The organism is Naumannella huperziae, assembly GCF_054073625.1.
This window is the reverse complement of the sequence record NZ_JBSXPH010000001.1, coordinates 1,142,741-1,157,892: the sequence shown is the minus strand read 5'-3', so window position 1 is coordinate 1,157,892 and position 15,152 is coordinate 1,142,741. Positions and strand designations below refer to the sequence as shown.

15 protein-coding genes are annotated in these 15,152 nt (G+C 66.8%); 3 read left to right on the top strand and 12 right to left on the bottom strand.

All coding sequences use genetic code 11. From position 1 onward, the window contains the following. Nucleotides 1–108 precede the first annotated feature (108 nt). Complete coding sequence (locus tag ACXDC7_RS05515; protein WP_179444460.1) at nucleotides 109–933, top strand: BTAD domain-containing putative transcriptional regulator; 825 nt, start codon at nucleotides 109–111, stop codon at nucleotides 931–933. On the opposite strand, the gene ACXDC7_RS05510 is transcribed toward ACXDC7_RS05515, so the two are convergent. From ACXDC7_RS05510 to ACXDC7_RS05475, 8 genes are all read right to left on the bottom strand, one after another. Beyond that, entirely contained in the window at nucleotides 896–1,675 is a 780-nt protein-coding gene (locus ACXDC7_RS05510; RefSeq protein WP_459221480.1) for a TetR/AcrR family transcriptional regulator, read from the bottom strand. The genes ACXDC7_RS05515 and ACXDC7_RS05510 overlap by 38 nt on opposite strands. A 112-nt stretch (nucleotides 1,676–1,787) precedes the next feature. Beyond that, nucleotides 1,788–2,759 (bottom strand): NAD(P)/FAD-dependent oxidoreductase, encoded by a 972-nt coding sequence (locus ACXDC7_RS05505; protein ID WP_343045859.1) that lies wholly within the window; start codon nucleotides 2,757–2,759, stop codon nucleotides 1,788–1,790. A gap of 43 nt (nucleotides 2,760–2,802) precedes the next feature. Beyond that, nucleotides 2,803–3,222 (bottom strand): 4'-phosphopantetheinyl transferase family protein, encoded by a 420-nt coding sequence (locus ACXDC7_RS05500; RefSeq protein ID WP_459221479.1) that lies wholly within the window; start codon nucleotides 3,220–3,222, stop codon nucleotides 2,803–2,805. A 234-nt stretch (nucleotides 3,223–3,456) separates the two neighbouring features. Further along, on the bottom strand, nucleotides 3,457–4,152 hold the full coding sequence (locus ACXDC7_RS05495; RefSeq protein WP_179444463.1) for a DUF2461 domain-containing protein: 696 nt from the start codon (nucleotides 4,150–4,152) through the stop codon (nucleotides 3,457–3,459). Nucleotides 4,153–4,206: 54 nt separating this feature from the next. Next, nucleotides 4,207–4,533, bottom strand: a complete 327-nt coding sequence (locus ACXDC7_RS05490) for a YciI family protein (RefSeq protein ID WP_179444464.1) — start codon at nucleotides 4,531–4,533, stop codon at nucleotides 4,207–4,209. Nucleotides 4,534–4,558: 25 nt separating this feature from the next. Then, complete coding sequence (locus ACXDC7_RS05485; RefSeq protein WP_459221478.1) at nucleotides 4,559–5,338, bottom strand: class I SAM-dependent methyltransferase; 780 nt, start codon at nucleotides 5,336–5,338, stop codon at nucleotides 4,559–4,561. Beyond that, complete coding sequence (locus tag ACXDC7_RS05480) at nucleotides 5,331–5,672, bottom strand: SCP2 sterol-binding domain-containing protein (protein ID WP_179444466.1); 342 nt, start codon at nucleotides 5,670–5,672, stop codon at nucleotides 5,331–5,333. The genes ACXDC7_RS05485 and ACXDC7_RS05480 overlap by 8 nt, the downstream gene beginning before the upstream one ends. 97 nt (nucleotides 5,673–5,769) lie before the next feature. Then, nucleotides 5,770–6,585: an AfsR/SARP family transcriptional regulator gene (locus ACXDC7_RS05475; RefSeq protein WP_179444467.1), complete on the bottom strand. Its 816-nt coding sequence runs from the start codon at nucleotides 6,583–6,585 to the stop codon at nucleotides 5,770–5,772. A 239-nt stretch (nucleotides 6,586–6,824) separates the two neighbouring features. Between ACXDC7_RS05475 and car the strand changes: the two genes are divergently transcribed. Beyond that, nucleotides 6,825–10,328 carry a carboxylic acid reductase gene (gene car / locus ACXDC7_RS05470; protein ID WP_459221477.1) on the top strand — a complete coding sequence of 1,168 codons (3,504 nt, stop codon included), beginning with the start codon at nucleotides 6,825–6,827 and terminating at the stop codon, nucleotides 10,326–10,328. A gap of 161 nt (nucleotides 10,329–10,489) precedes the next feature. On the opposite strand, the gene rplL is transcribed toward car, so the two are convergent. From rplL to ACXDC7_RS05450, 4 genes are all read right to left on the bottom strand, one after another. Beyond that, entirely contained in the window at nucleotides 10,490–10,885 is a 396-nt protein-coding gene (gene rplL, locus ACXDC7_RS05465; RefSeq protein WP_179444468.1) for a 50S ribosomal protein L7/L12, read from the bottom strand. Nucleotides 10,886–10,960: 75 nt separating this feature from the next. Then, a complete protein-coding gene (gene rplJ / locus ACXDC7_RS05460; protein ID WP_179444469.1) occupies nucleotides 10,961–11,614 on the bottom strand; it encodes a 50S ribosomal protein L10 in 654 nt (217 codons plus the stop codon). 236 nt (nucleotides 11,615–11,850) lie between these two features. Next, a complete protein-coding gene (locus tag ACXDC7_RS05455) occupies nucleotides 11,851–12,840 on the bottom strand; it encodes an alcohol dehydrogenase catalytic domain-containing protein (RefSeq protein WP_459221476.1) in 990 nt (329 codons plus the stop codon). Continuing rightward, on the bottom strand, nucleotides 12,837–13,904 hold the full coding sequence (locus ACXDC7_RS05450; protein WP_459221475.1) for a zinc-dependent alcohol dehydrogenase: 1,068 nt from the start codon (nucleotides 13,902–13,904) through the stop codon (nucleotides 12,837–12,839). Before ACXDC7_RS05450 ends, ACXDC7_RS05455 begins: the two co-directional genes overlap by 4 nt. Before the next feature lie 148 nt (nucleotides 13,905–14,052). Between ACXDC7_RS05450 and ACXDC7_RS05445 the strand changes: the two genes are divergently transcribed. Then, nucleotides 14,053–15,141, top strand: coding sequence for a mechanosensitive ion channel family protein (locus ACXDC7_RS05445; protein ID WP_459221474.1), 1,089 nt, complete (start codon nucleotides 14,053–14,055; stop codon nucleotides 15,139–15,141). Nucleotides 15,142–15,152: the final 11 nt, after the last annotated feature.

The window sequence follows — 15,152 nt, the reverse complement described above, 5'->3', positions numbered from 1 at the left end:
CGTCTCTTACTTGCGCTGCAAGCTGCCGAGTATCGGGCCGCGGGGGGCTGCCCCCCGCCCGCGCTAAGTTGACTCCCTCATCGACTTTCCTGGCAAGTGGGGGTGCGCGTGGGGGTCTCGGATGACAGGTCGTACAGTGCTCGCCTGTTCGGCCCGTTCACTGTGCTGCGAGGTGATCGTCCGCTCGGCACTGCCGGCGCGGCGCCCGGCCTGACTGCCGCTCGGACGCTGTTGAAGTGGTTTCTGATACACCCCGGCGTACGCTTCTCCCCCGAGGAGCTCGCCGAGGTCATCGCTCCCGGCAGAAGCAATCCACGCAACCGACTGAACCGGACCCTGCACTATCTGAGGGACTACCTCGAACCCGACCGCGAAGGGCGTCCCTCGACATTCATCCACAATACCGATTCAGGCTATCGATTCGACCCTGCAGAACGATGGCAAGTGGACTACTGGCAAGCAAGATTGTTGATCATCAAGGCCCGACAGACTCGAAGCCGCGGTGACGTTGACAACGCGATCCATCAGCTTGAGACGCTCGCCCAGATGGACGCCATGGTGTTCCTGCCCGAGGACATCTACGACGATGCGTTCGCGGAGACCCGAGCGGCCCACGAATCCGCGTGCCACGAGGCCAGGCTGACCCTGCTCAATCTCTACCTGACAACCCAGCGGCTGCCGCAGGCGCTGGCCGGCGGCCTCGCGCTCCTCGACCAGGACCCATATGACGAGTCGGCTGCCGAGGCGGTGGCGGTTGCGCATGCATTGGGCGGCAACCGGATCGCGGCGATCCAGAGTCTGCTCGAGTTTCGCGCCAGGCTGACCGACGACATGCGAATTCGGCCCTCGGACGACTTGCTACGTCTGGAGCATCAACTCCGATCCGGAGCCCCGATCAGGACTGCTCCCGACGGTCGGCCACAGCGCGGCTGACGTCACGAAGCCGATTCCAGTCATCAGGCAGCCCGAGACTCTCAAACGTCTCGCGCATCAGCACCATGAACAGGGCTCCCGACTCGATCATCGATCGCTCGACCAGCCCGAACACCTCGAGGATCACCACGCCGTAGAGTCGCGCCCAAGCAAGCTGGAACAGCCACATCACCGCAGGGCCGTCGGTACCGAGACTGGTGATCATTTCCTGGTCTGTAGATCGTTTCCTGCTCGCCACGAACTCGTGCATCGAGTCATCGACGTTGCTGAGGTCGGGCACCCGGATCAGACCCGACGCCACCAGGGCCATGAAGATCCCGGCGAAGTACGCCGCGAACTGGTCGGATCCGTCCTGCGCGATGCTGGACTGCTCCTGACTCGGCCCCCCCATGTCGGACTGCCCGGACAACAGGCCAGCAAAGATCAACTTGAACTCGGCCACATTGCGCAGGCCCCACTCACGGAAGGCAGTTGCCGACGCGGCTAGCTGGGCTGAGGGGTCACCCTCGTGCGGTGACGCGGCTTCGGACATCGTCTGGATGACGTCCTCGTAGACGCTGCGAGCGATCAGGGCGTGCAGATCGGCGACACTCTCCACATAGCGGTATAGAGCCGATGGGGTCATTCCCATCTCGGTCGCGATAGCTCGCACGGATGCCTCGTCACCACGCTTGAGGAGATCTCTGGCCACGGTGACTATCTCGTCGTATGTTTCGAGGCGCCTGCGGTCTCGCCTCGTCATCCGTTGTCCGTCGCTGGTCAAGCGCACTGCCGTCCCTTCGCTTTACGATTCGACACTAAAGTGAACGCTCTTCACTCAAGATAGCTCATGTCGGCCGTGCGGTCCAGACATTCTACCCGGCGGTAACAGGCGCCGGGCGATCTGAGGAGTGCCCTGGTGAGACCTCAGCGTCTGCTCGCAGCAGCGCGGCAATGTGGTTCACCGCGATCGCGGCCTCACCGAATCCGACCGAGATGAGCCGCACCTTTCCCCGGTAGTCCGACACGTCGCCGACGGCAAACACCCGCTCCAGACTTGTCCGCATGGTCGAGTCCACCAGGATCCGGCGGTTCGCGATCTCCATACCCCAACCAGCCAATGGGCCAAGATCGGCAACGAACCCGAGTGCACACACCAGCGCTTGGGCCGGCCGACGATGACTGCCCCCGGATGCCTCGCTGATCTCGACCGAATCGATCCACTCAACCCCGAGCACCTGGCTCACCTGCGCGTTGGTCAGCACCTGGACGCTGGATCTGAGCAGTCGATCGATACTCGACTCGTGCGCACGGAATCTGGACCGGCGGTGCACCAGCGTGACACTCCTCGCGATCGGTTCGACGTGCAGCGCCCAGTCCACCGCACTGTCGCCACCCCCGGTGATCACCACATCAAGGTCCCGATAGACCTCGGCGTCCTGGACGAAGTACTCCATCCCGCGCCCGAGCCAAGGCGCGGCGGCCGGAAGCTGACGAGGCTGGAATCCCCCGACACCCGCCGACACGAGGACCGCACCCGCCGCGATTACCGCACCGTCGTCCAGGGTGATCAGCAGTCCGCGCTCTCCACGATCGGTCAGCCCGATCGCGGTCCGACCCAGAAGGTAGACCGCCCCAGCCGAGGCAGCCTGCTCTTGGAGGCGGCTGATCAGATCCCGGCCGACGATCGCCGGGAATCCCGCGACATCGAAGATGGCCTTCTCGGGGAACAGCGTGGACACCTGGCCCCCGAGTTCAGTCAGCGAGTCGATCACCACGACGCGCAGGCCGCGGAACCCGGCGTAGAAGGTCGCGTACAGCCCGGCCGGGCCCGCGCCGACCACCACCAGGTCACATTCCCGGCGGACTACCCGCCGATGCCGATTGTCCCTACCCGTCACTGTTCCGCTCACCGATCGGTCCGTCCGGAGCGGTTGTGGCGATCGCGACCGCGCCGCAAAACCCGTCCGGCACCTCGATATCGGTGACCCGGAAGCCAGGTGGTTGGTGCGGTCGTTCGGCAGCACCCACGTGCGGCTCCCGGATGCCGTGCGCGATCCCTACGCCGACGGCCTTGAGTACTGCTTCCTTGCGTGTCCAGCAACGAGCCAACCGCTCGGGTGACGGCCCGATCTGTGCGCGCTCGAGCGGATCCAACTGGCTCAACACGCCCGGAAAGCCGGGACGCAGCACCTGGACATCGACTCCCACCGGCACCTCAGCGACTGCAACCCGCCGCCAGCCAATCACTGTGTGAAATCGAGAAGTGCACTGCCGGCGCTCCGGGCAGATCGAGTCGGGGCCGGCCACGCCCTCCCCCACACCTCGGGCACCGCGCCCGAGCGAACCGGAGCGCGGCCGGCGGCGCCTGGACCGTTTCGGCGAGCACCTGGCGCAGGCGTACATGCGCGCCGAGGTAGCCGCTTCGGTGCGAACGTAGCCCGATCCGAGAACTGGCGGCGCGCTCATCCGCCGACAAGCAGCTCAGCATCCGCTCCACATCCCACGTCCTGGCGTCGACCACCTCCAGGTGCCGGAGCGGGGTCATCTCTTGCGCGCCGGCTTGGCACTGTCGCCGACGTGCCGCTCAAACCAATCAAGTAACGGCTGCGCACTGCTCCAGACGGCTCGGACGCGGTCGGCGACCACATCGGTGTGCATCCAACGTGCCCGATCGTACGACTGGATCACGATGGCGCCCTTCCACAACAACTCGGCCGACCTCGGATGATCCTTCGGACAGCCCACCGGCACGCGCTTGTACTGCGGCATGTCACCCGGACCTACCTCCATCGCGTCTGCCGCCAGGTCCGCACGGATCTGATCAAACTCACCTCCGGGACCATCGTTGACCAATGCATCGCGGTAACGGGAAAGTTGATCACTCTCCAGCATCATCGCGCCGGTTGCGACCTTCATCCCCTCCGCAGTCGCCTGCCAGAACGACCCGATACCGCCAACGGCCCTATCGGTGGTGGTGAATCCGACCCAGGTCTTGTACGGCGACTTGTCCTTGGAGAACCGGATGTCGCGGTTCATCCGGAACACCTTGAGTGGGCCGAAGTCCCGCTCCAGTTCATCCTTGAGCGCATCGACGGGGGCCTTCACGCTGTTGTCGTAGATCTTCCGATTGGCATCGAAGTATGCCTTGGAGTTGTCGGCCTCCAACCCTTCGAGGAAGCCAAACAGCTCCGGTGGAAGGCCTTTGAAATCGGACGCGTGGGTAGTGGACTTGGTCATGACACTGCTCCTCCGTCGGATTGGACTCTGCTCATGCCGCCTGTCGCGGCGGGCTCAGACCGAGGCCTCGGCGTACTTGGGGAGCAGTGACAAGAACTGCGGGGGTACCAGGAACGGGTGCACCTCGACGCGCTCCCAGACTTTGTTGACGATGTACGGCTCCTCACGAAGCCACTCATCGATCTCCTCACGGCTGTCGAAGTCCACGATCAGTACGCCGCCTGACAGCTTGCCGGCGCCATCGATGATCGCCCCGCCGAACAGGAATTGCCCTGCCTCCATCATCTTCTCACCCTGCGCCATGTGCTCAGGCCTGATTTTCATGCGTCGCTCGAAGGTTCCAGGAGCTGTCCCGTCATGCGCGATAACTACATGAAGCATGTTCGTTCCTTTCAGTTGGGTGCGGTCAGCCGCGGAGCTGCTGGGCCCAGACCGAGACGATTGTCGGCGTGTAGAGAACGGTCGGACCCGGTTGTTCCATCAGGGCGAATGCCTGCTGAACCTCGGCGTCCGACATGAGACCCGCCTTGACGATCATCGGGGCGAGCTTGGCAAGACTCAGCGACACCGACAGCATCGCGGTTGTTCCGGCCTGTACGGCAGTGAGCTGACAATCAGTGCCCATGACCTGCAGGCCAGTGTCTCGGACCGCGGGCTGCAGGGACATCGCGTACGCGGGATCGGCGCCCATCATGTAGAAGAATGTCTCCAGCGCGGCCGCCGCGCGGGTCAGCGTGGGCGCGGGCGGCTCGACCCGCTGAATGCTGCGGACGTCGGCTTCCTCAACCAGCAGGTACCCTCCCGGCTTCAGTGCGTTCGCGAGCTCCTGAAGAACGCGCTCGCGCTCAGGAAGATGCATCAGCAAGATCTTGGCGTGCACGAGGTCGTATGCTCCGACCTCGAGCGGACATGTGGTGATGTCTTGCTTGATCACCCTCAAGTTCGGGGCGTTCAGCCGCTCGAGGTGTGCGGTCTCGATGTCGATCGCCTCGACCAGACCGTAGTGCCCGACCCGGTTGGACAACCATCGAGCCACGGTGCCGGTGCCGGCACCGACCTCGGCGCACCGCCAACCCTCGCTGACCTTGATCGCGTCCTCCAGGTGACGGAAGGTCGCCGGGTCGGTGAGCCGGGCAATGTGGTCCATTCGCTCGCCTTCGGCGCGTACATTGTCAGTCTCAGTCATCGTGATCAACTCCGACCGGGAAGAGCTTCGGCACCTTGAGCGCCAGCATCATGTCGCCCTCGACCTTCAGCTTCCCCGACATGAACTGCCGCATCGGATCGAGACTTCCTTCGGCGACACCGATCCACGTCTGGCTGTCGGTGACGAAGGTGGCGTCAGGACCGTCGACTCCGCCCGGGATCAGTTGTCCCGACCCATTGTCAATCTTGAACGCCCAAAGGCCTGGGTCCTCGTCAGTGATTCGCCATTGGATGGTTCGCTCGAGCTGAGCCGCTTGTTCCCGGTTCAATCGTCCCGCCAGAGATTCGAACAGCTCTTGGACTCTAGTGCCCATTACCCTCTCCTCGCATGCTCGGTCAGTGCAGCGCGCTGACTCCTTGATCAGAAGCTATGCTCGCCGGCTTCACGACCCGTTACGCGAGCTGGAAGAGTCACGCCGCCTGAACCCGCAGGGCTAGCTCGGCGATCTCGTCCGGGACCGCAACACCGAGATCGGCCCGCAGCGCCCGGCAGTACTTCGCCAGACGTTCGGCCGCCGCGGGGGCTCGCCCGTCGCGAAGGTTGCTCTCCACGATCACCGTGGTCGCGAGTTGGTTGTAACGGTCGATCTTCAGCGTGAGGTACGCCGACTCGAGCAGGTCGTGTTCCGATCCCTGACGTGCCTCCAAGATCATCAAACGGGTCAGCGACTGCTGGCACATCTGTCGGTACCGGCGACGATAGGGAGTCAACCAGTCTCCGGCCTCACCATCGAGGAGCGTGCCCTGTGCGACATATCCGGCGACGCGCCGATAGTAGAAGTGGGCGCAGGCCATGTCCCCGGCCCGTTCGCTGGCATGTCCTGCCCGATGGACCTGCTCAAGGTCGGACACATCGGTCCACCACTGCCCGGCGGGATCGAAGCTGTAGATCCTGTTTGAGTGTCGCCGGATGAAGGCCGACTCCTCGCGGCGACCCAGACCCGGTTCGAGCGCTCGCCGCAGAGCGTGCAGGCTCACGTGGAACGAGCTCGCCACCCGCTCGGGATGGTCGTCGGGCCACAACTGATCAGCCAACGCCTCGGCCATCGCCGGCTTGCCAGGATTGAGCAGGAACCAAACCAGGATCTCCCAAGCCCGGCGCCTAGCGATTCGACCCGGTGGCACCGGGTCCCCGTCGGCATACAGCCGCGGCGTGCCAAGCAGGTAGGCGCGAAAACGGGCGGCGTCCTCGATCTCACGTGGATGTGGGTTGTGCTCCATGGTCACTGACCCCCAGAGAAACTGACTGTCACACATGCCTAACTACAGTCACGCATCCTAAGGAAGGCGCGGCTAGTTCACAAGCGCTACGGCTGTAAACTTTTACAATACTGGTTATGACCAGTTAACGGGCATCTCATGGCGTCAGGGGGGTTTCGGGCCGAGTAAGTGGTCGGTAAGCCTGCCACCCGACTGTGGCACCACCGGCGCCCTCCGGTCGCCACTCCTTCCAACCTAGGACGATCATGGTTCAAGACGTATGGCAGGCAGGATTCCAGCAACGCCTCAGCGGCCTGATGAACAACGACCCCGAAGTCCGTGACCGCGTACCGAACCAGGACGTCGCTGCGGCGGCCCGCCAACCCGGCCAGAGTCTGGCCCAGGTCGTTGACGCGATCATGCAGGGTTACGCCGACCGCGACGCCGTCACGGAACGCGCCATCACGATTACCAGTGCGGGCTCACGCCAGCGCTCGACCGATTGCGTCACTCTCAGCTATCGGACGCTGTGGGCCAACGCCCGCGCGGTGGCCTCCGCGTGGCAGCATGCGCCCGCCGGCCCGCGAGCCGGTGACATGCTGTGCTCGGTGGGGAACGGCAGCAACAGTTACGCGACGCTCGAGCTGGCCTGCATCGCCTCAGGTGTGGTATCGGTGCCCCTGATCGTCAACGCAGCGGCGCAGTGGCACGGCATCCTCGGCGAGACCCGGCCGGCGGCGCTGGCCGTCGACGTCGACTTCCTGGACGCGATCGTCCCGGCGATTCTCGCCTCCCAGGCACGGCCGACTTCGGTCTACGTCCTCGACTACCACGACGGTGACCGGGCCGCCCGACACAGCTATCGGCGAGCGACGGCGCGGCTCCATGCCGCCGGAATCGAGGTCGAACCCTTTCAAGACCTGATCGCCCATGGAGCGACGCTTCCGCAGTCCCCCCTTCCGCAGCCCAGGTTGCCGCAACCTGCACCCGATGTCGCCGCGCTGGCACAGATCATCTACACCTCGGGCGCGACCGGCGCTCCCAAGGGCGCAATGTTCACCACGGCGCACCTGGCCGCGATGTGGATCGGCCAGGCCCAGGCGATAATGCCGACGATCGTGACGCATTACATGCCGATGAGTCACGTTGCGGGACGGATGGTGCTCACCGGCGCCCTGGCCCGAGGGGGCACGTGTCATTTCTCCGCCGGCAACGACCCGGCCCGGATGTGGGATGACATCGCACGGTCCCGACCGACAGAGTTCTTCCTGATCCCGCGGGTATGCGAGATGATCTTCGATCGGTATCAACGGATGGTGGCCACATTGGTCGCTGATGGCAAGAATCCGACAGGCGCCGAGGACATCGCGAAGACCCGGCTCCGCGAGGAACTCCTCGGCGGCCGGATCGTCTCCGCGGTCAACGGGAGCGCGCCGCTCGATGTTGATCTTCACGCATTCATGGAGTCCATGCTCGAGGTCCCCGTGCACGATGCGTACGGGTCCACCGAGGCCGGCGGCGTGGTGCTGTTCGACAACAAGATCCAGCGACCACCCGTGCTCGAGTACAAGCTCGTCGACGTTCCAGAACTCGGCTACCACAAGACCGACCTGCCCTACCCGCGCGGTGAGCTGTTGCTCAAGACCGCCTCGATGATCCCGGGCTACCACAACCGGCCCGAGCTCAACGCAGAGATCTTCGACGGCGACGGCTACTACCGTACGGGCGACATCATGGCCGAGACCGGACCGGATGAGCTGAAGTTCGTCGAACGCAAGAACAACGTGCTCAAGCTGTCCCAGGCCGAGTTCGTCGCAGTCTCCACGCTGGAGGCGATATACGGCGCAAGCCCCGACATCCACCAGATCTTCATCTACGGGCGCAGTGGTCGCGCATCGCTGCTGGCCGTGATCGTGCCCAACCCTGCTGACCTGCAGAACCATGACGAATCCGAGCTGCGTGCCCTGCTGGCGCGTTCGCTGCAACAGGCAGCCAGGGCGAAAGGGCTCCACCCCTACGAGATCCCGCGAGACTTCATCATCGAACCCGAGCCCTTCACGGTGGCGAACGGTCTCCTCTCCGGCGTCGCCAAGCCACTGCGGCCGAAACTGTTGCAGCGCTACGCCGAACCGCTGGAGCGGCTGTATGAGAACGTCGGAGCCACGCGGGAGGCCGAGCTGGCCGACCTGCGCCGCTCTGTCGCCAGCCAGCCCGTGCTCGAAACCGTGCAGCGGGCCGCCACGGCCCTGCTCGGCGGCGCAACCGCATCCTCGAGCGACACGAACTTCACCGATCTGGGTGGCGACTCGATGGCCGCCTACGAGCTGGCGACTCAACTCAGCGATCTGTTTGACCTCGAGGTGCCGGCAACGATCATTCTCAGTCCCGCCAACGGACTCCAGCAGGTGGCCACCTACATCGAGAACCAGCGAGCCGGCAGCACGACACAAGTGACCGCCAGCACGATCCACGGTGATCGCACGCGAATCTTGGCCAGCGAGCTCACCCTTGACAAGTTCCTCAGCGCCGAACACCTCGCCACCGCCAAGACACTTCCACGTGCGGAAGGCGCTCCGGTGTTCCTGCTCACCGGAGCCAACGGCTACCTCGGTCGCTTCCTTGCCCTCGACCTTCTCAAGAGGGCCCGGAAGACCGCGGGTCGCGTGATCTGTCTGGTCCGCGGAACCGACAACAGCCAAGCACGTCACCGACTCACCACGGCGATGAGCGGCGGCGATCGGGCACTCTCCGAGCTCTATCTGCGACTGGCGCCGGATCATCTCGAAGTGATCACGGGCGATATCAGTCAGCCTCGACTGGGTCTGGGCGAGGAGACCTTGACCCGACTCGCCACAGAGGTCACCGACATCGTTCACCCGGGCGCTCTGGTCAATCACGTGCTGCCGTACCAGCAGCTCTTCGGGCCGAACGTCGCCGGGACCGCAGAACTGATCAAGCTCGCCACGACCAACAGCATCAAGCATCTCACCTACCTGTCGACTGTGGGCATCGCCGATCAGATCTCACCCAGAGAGTTCGATGAGGCGAGTGACGTACGCACGATGAGCCCCGCTCGGATCGTCGCGGACCAGTACGCGAACGGGTACGCAAACACCAAGTGGGCCAGCGAGGTTCTGCTACGGGAGGCGTACGACCACTGCGCGGTGCCTGTCACGGTGTTCCGGTCCAACATGATCTTGGCGCACAGCCGCTACATCGGACAGCTCAACCAACCCGACATGTTCACTCGCCTGATCTTCAGCATCCTCATCACCGGCATCGCACCGGACTCGTTCTATCCGCCTGCCGCGGACGGCACACGGAGGCGAGGCCACTTCGACGGCCTGCCGGTGGACTTCACTGCCAACGCAATCGCAGAACTCTCGGTCGGCAGCGGTCACCGGACCTACAACGTGGTGAACCCGAACGACGACGAGATCTCCCTCGACACCTTCATCGACTGGCTGGTCGAGGCCGGACATCCGATCCGCCGAATCCGCGACTACTCCGACTGGGCGCGCCGCCTGGAGATCGGTCTTCGGCAACTTCCGGACGATATCGGACAGCATTCGTTGTTGCCGCTGCTGCACGCGTTCCGGGAACCGGGCCAGCTACCCGAGATCAATGCGCCCGCGCCCGACTTCACGGCGGCGATCACCGAGTCCGACGTAGCCGGGGGCATCATCCCGTCGGTGCAGCCGGCGCTTATCAAGAAGTATGCCGCTGATCTGCGGCATCGGGGACTGCTAGGCGTACCTGGCACGCGGTGAGCTGCTGGCCGTTGCGATGCCGCAGATCGCCTCGTCCCGAAGCACGAAGCGGCGGGCCCGGTCTCCCGGACCCGCCGCTTCGGCGGTGATCAACCCGACGTGGTTGATCAAGCTGCCCGGACCGGGGCAGGTTGATCAAGCTGCCCCGACCGGGGCAATGATCACTTCAGGGTGACGGTGGCGCCGGCGGCCTCGAGGGCCTCCTTGGCCTTCTCGGCGTCTTCCTTCTTGGCGCCCTCGAGCACGGCCTTGGGGGCCGCCTCGACCAGGTCCTTGGCCTCCTTCAGGCCCAGGCTGGTGATGCCGCGCACCTCCTTGATGACGGCGATCTTCTTGCCACCGTCGGACTCGAGGATGACGTCGAAGGAATCCTTCTCCTCCTCGGCCGGCGCGCCGCCGTCGCCGCCCGCGGCAGCGCCCGGGGCGGCGGCAACCGCGACCGGCGCGGCAGCGGTCACCTCGAAGGTGTCCTCGAACAGCTTCACGAACTCGGAGAGCTCGATCAGGGTCATCTCCTTGAAAGCGTCAAGGAGCTCGTCGTTGCTGAGCTTCGCCATGGTGGCGTTCCTTCCTGGTTGTCCCAGCCCGGCCGGTTCGGTCCGGGCGTGAGGTTCGTGGGGTTGGGGTGGTGATTACTCGGCCGCGCCGGACTCGGCCGGCTCGGCTGCGGGCTCCTGCGTGGCGGGCTCGTCGGCGGGCGCCTCGGGCGCGGCCTCCTCGGCCGGCGCCTCCGCCGCGGGCGCCGCACCGGCGCCGGCGATCAGGTCGGGGTTCGCCTCGGCCGCGGTCTGCAGGGCACCCAGCGCACGGGCGGCCTGCGACAGCGGGGCGGCGAACAGCGACACGGCGTTCGACAGGGCGCCCTTCATGCCACCCGCGAGCTTGGCGAGCAGAACCTCGCGCGACTCCAGGTTGGCGAGCTGGGTGACCTGCGCGGCGTCGAGGACACGACCGTCCATGACGCCACCCTTGAGCACCAGGAGCGGGTTTGCCTTGGCGAAGTCGCGCAGGCCCTTGGCCACCGTGGCCACGTCACCGTTGATGAACGCGATGGCGGTCGGGCCGACGAGCTGCTCGTCCAGGCCCTCGATGCCGGCGTCCTTCGCGGCACGCTGGGTCAGCGTGTTCTTCGTCACGGCGTAGCTGGCGTCGTCACCGAGCGAGCGCCGAAGATCCTTCAGCGCCGACACGGAGAGTCCGCGGTACTCGGTGAGCACGACGGCAGTGGAATCGGCGAAACGCTTCGCCAGCTCCTCGACCGTGGCCACCTTGTCTGGCCTCGCCATGGGTCTCCCTTCCGGTTTCTGCCCATCCGGTTCGATGGGTACGCCTGGACCGGCCCCACGAACGAAAAAGGCCCCGGCGCACAGGCGCAACGGGGCATCGTGGATCGGAAGAGATCCTGCTCTGTCATCACCTGCGCGGGCCCCCACGAGGTGAGGTTTCGGACGTGTCGCCACGTCACCAGCGGTCTTCGGCAAGAGGCACTCTACGCGGGCGCCGCGCCGTCCGCCAAATCCGCTCAGGGGCGCAACTGCACCTTGATTGCGTCGGCCGACGCCATCGCCGCCAGGGCCGCGTCGAAGTCGGCGAGATCGAACTCGTGCGTGATCAGTCCCCGCAGCCGGGGCGCGAGCGTACCCATCGCCGCCGCAGCGGCCGGGTACTGGTCGGCCACCGAGTTGGAACCGATGATCCGCCATTCCTTCTCGTACAGGTGATACGGCGAGTACGCCTGCTCGGCCCCGGTCGGCAGCACCCCCATCTGCAGGAACGTGCCGCGCTTGCGCAGGCGCGACAGCCCGTCGGCCACGGCCGCCGGGGCGCCGGAGGCGTCCAGCACCAGATCGAACTGGGTGGGGCCGGCGAGCTCGGTGACCGATCCGGCCGCGCCCCGGGCGCCGAGCTCCAGCCCGCGCTCGCGGCGCCGGGCGTGCGGTTCGATCAGGTACGCCTCCGCGCCGAGGTCGGCCGCGACTGCCACGGCCAGCAGCCCGATCGCCCCGCCGCCGTAGATGATCATGCTCCGACCGCCCTCGACGCCACCGCGGTCGAAGCCGTGCAGCACGCAGGACAAGGGCTCGATCAGCGCGCCGGTCGCGGGGTCGAGTCCGGCCGCGAGCGGGACGGCGAGCCGCGCCGGCACCGTGACGTACTCGGCCAGCGCCCCGTCGCGGGTGATGCCGAGGGCCTCCCAGTGGGCGCACAGATTGGGCGCGCCACGCCGACACCACTCGCAGCGGCCGCACCAGATGTTCGGGTCGGCGGCGACGGGATCGCCGACGGCGTACCCCTCCACCCCCTCGCCCCACCCGGCGACGGTTCCGGCGAACTCGTGGCCGGGCACCAGCGGGAAGCTCAGATGCCCGTAGTCGCCGGTGGCGATCCGCAGGTCCGTGCCGCAGACTCCCGACGCCTCCACCTTGATCAACAACTCGTCGGGTCCGGGCTCCGGCGCCGGCACCTCGGCCAGGACCCAGTCCCCGGGCCCGTCGAACCTGATCGCCCTCACGATCCGGCCCCGGGGCCGATCAGCACCTTCCCCGCCCCCGGCTCGACCGCCCGGTCGAAGGCCGTCGCCGCGTCGGCGAACGCGAACCGGTCGGAGACGATCTCTGCGGCGGGAAGGTCGGCGGCCATCGCCAGCGCCGCGGCGAAATCGTCCTCGGTGTAGCTCGCGCAGCCCTGCACCCGCAACTCGCGGTCCTGGATCGCCGGCATCGGCGTGACAAGATCAGCCGCGGGTACGCCGACCACCGCGATCGTCGCCGCCCGCCGGACCAGCTCCGGCCACTGACGGGCCGAGCCTGCGGAGGCGACACAGTCGAAGAGCACATCGGCCCCGCCACCGAGCTCTCGGCGTACCCGATCGCCAAGATCGGCGGCCAGTGCGTCGAGCGCGGCATCCGCGCCGAGCCGCACCGCCCGCTCGCGCTTGACCGGGTCGGGGTCGGTGACCACGATCCGTTCGGCCCCGGCGGCGCGCGCGGCGATGATCATCAGCACGCCGATCGTGCCGGCGCCCAGCACCACCACACCGGCACCGGCCAGGTCGCCCGCGATCCGCGCCGCGTGCACGGGGGTGGCCAGGCACTCCACCAGCGCGGCCTGCTCGTCGTCGACGCCGTCGGGCACCGGGTAGAGGTTGCCGCTCGGCGCGAGGAAGAACTCCCCCATCGCGCCGGGGCGCGCGCCGGTCGGGTCGCAGCCGATCCAGGCCAGCACCTCGCAGGCGTTGGTACGCCCCGCGCGGCAGTTCACGCACACCCCGCAGACCACATTGGGCTTCAGCACGACCCGACGCCCGGCGCCGTCGCCGCTCGCGATCACCCCGACCGCCTCGTGCCCCGGCACATACGGCGGGGCCAGCAGCGGATGCTGCCCCGCAAGCGCGTGGGTGTCGGAGCCGCAGATCCCGGCGTACCGGGTGCGGACCAGCACCTGCCCGGCCTCCGGCGCCGGAATCTCGACCGACCCGGCGGCGACCCGGCCGATCGCGGTGGCGGTGACCCGGATCATCGAGCCGTCCGGCTCGGGCGTCATCGAGCCGTCCGGCTCGCGCGTCGCTGCGTCCATCCGCCGATCGTAGCCGCGCCCTGTCGATCGGCTGTGAGAACGCCCACATGGTCTCGATATCGGCGACCCGCCCACATACGGTCGGCCGTGCGAGCCCCCGGGGGCTCCCTGACCGTTGTCCGCCGCCGCGTCGAACAGGGCCTTGTCCGTGGATTCACTGATCACGCTGTTGTTGCCGTTGGCGATCACGCTGCTGGTGGCCGCCGTGGCTGCCGTGATCGTTGCGCTGGTGACCGCCGCCGCCGTCAAGATCTTCAGCCGCCAACCCAATATCCGGCACGCGCTGCGTGCCCGGCTGCGTACCCCGGCCGGCGTGTTTGCCGCGCTCGTCGCGGGCAGCATCGCGGCCGGCACGACGGGCGTGGTCGGCTATGCCGGCGACAACGCCCCGGTGGTCGAGCGGACGCTCGCCATCGTCTGCATCGCCGCGGGAGCCTGGCTGGTGATCCGGGTGATCTCTGCCGCCGGGGACGTGCTGGCGCGGCGCCTCGTGCACACCGAGGACGGCAACGGACACAACCGGCGGATGCGTACCCAGGTGATCCTGCTGACCCGGGTGGCGATCGCGGTGGTGGTGATCCTCGCCATCGGCGCCACCTTGTTCACGTTCCCGGGCGCGCGGGCCGTCGGGACGAGCCTGCTCGCCTCCGCCGGGCTCGCCTCGGTGATCGCCGGCCTGGCGGCGCAATCCGTGCTGGGCAACGTGTTCGCGGGGATGCAGCTCGCATTCAGCGACGCCATCCGCGTCGACGATGTGGTGGTCGTGGAGGACGAGTGGGGATCGATCGAGGAGATCACCCTGACCTACGTGGTCGTGCACATCTGGGACGACCGGCGGCTGGTGCTGCCGTCGACCTACTTCACCTCGACGCCGTTCGCGAACTGGAGCCGCCGCAGTTCGCAGATCATGGGCACGGTCGAGCTGGATCTGGACTGGCGCGTCCCGCTGGACGACATGCGCGCCGAGTTGCAGGCCGTGGTCGCGCGCAGTGACCTGTGGGACGGCCGGACCGCGTCGCTGGTCGTCACGGAGGCCGTCGACGGGCGTGTCCGGGTACGGATCCTGGTCAGCGCCGACGGCACCGACAAGATCTTCGACCTGCGTTGTGCGGTACGCGAGGCGATGATCACCTGGCTGCGGACCGCCCATCCGGAGGCGCTGCCGGTGCAGCGGGTACGCGCGATCGACCCGGAGACCCCGCGCGAGGCCGAGCTCGCCGCCGCCGAAGGCTGGTGATCAGTCCCGGT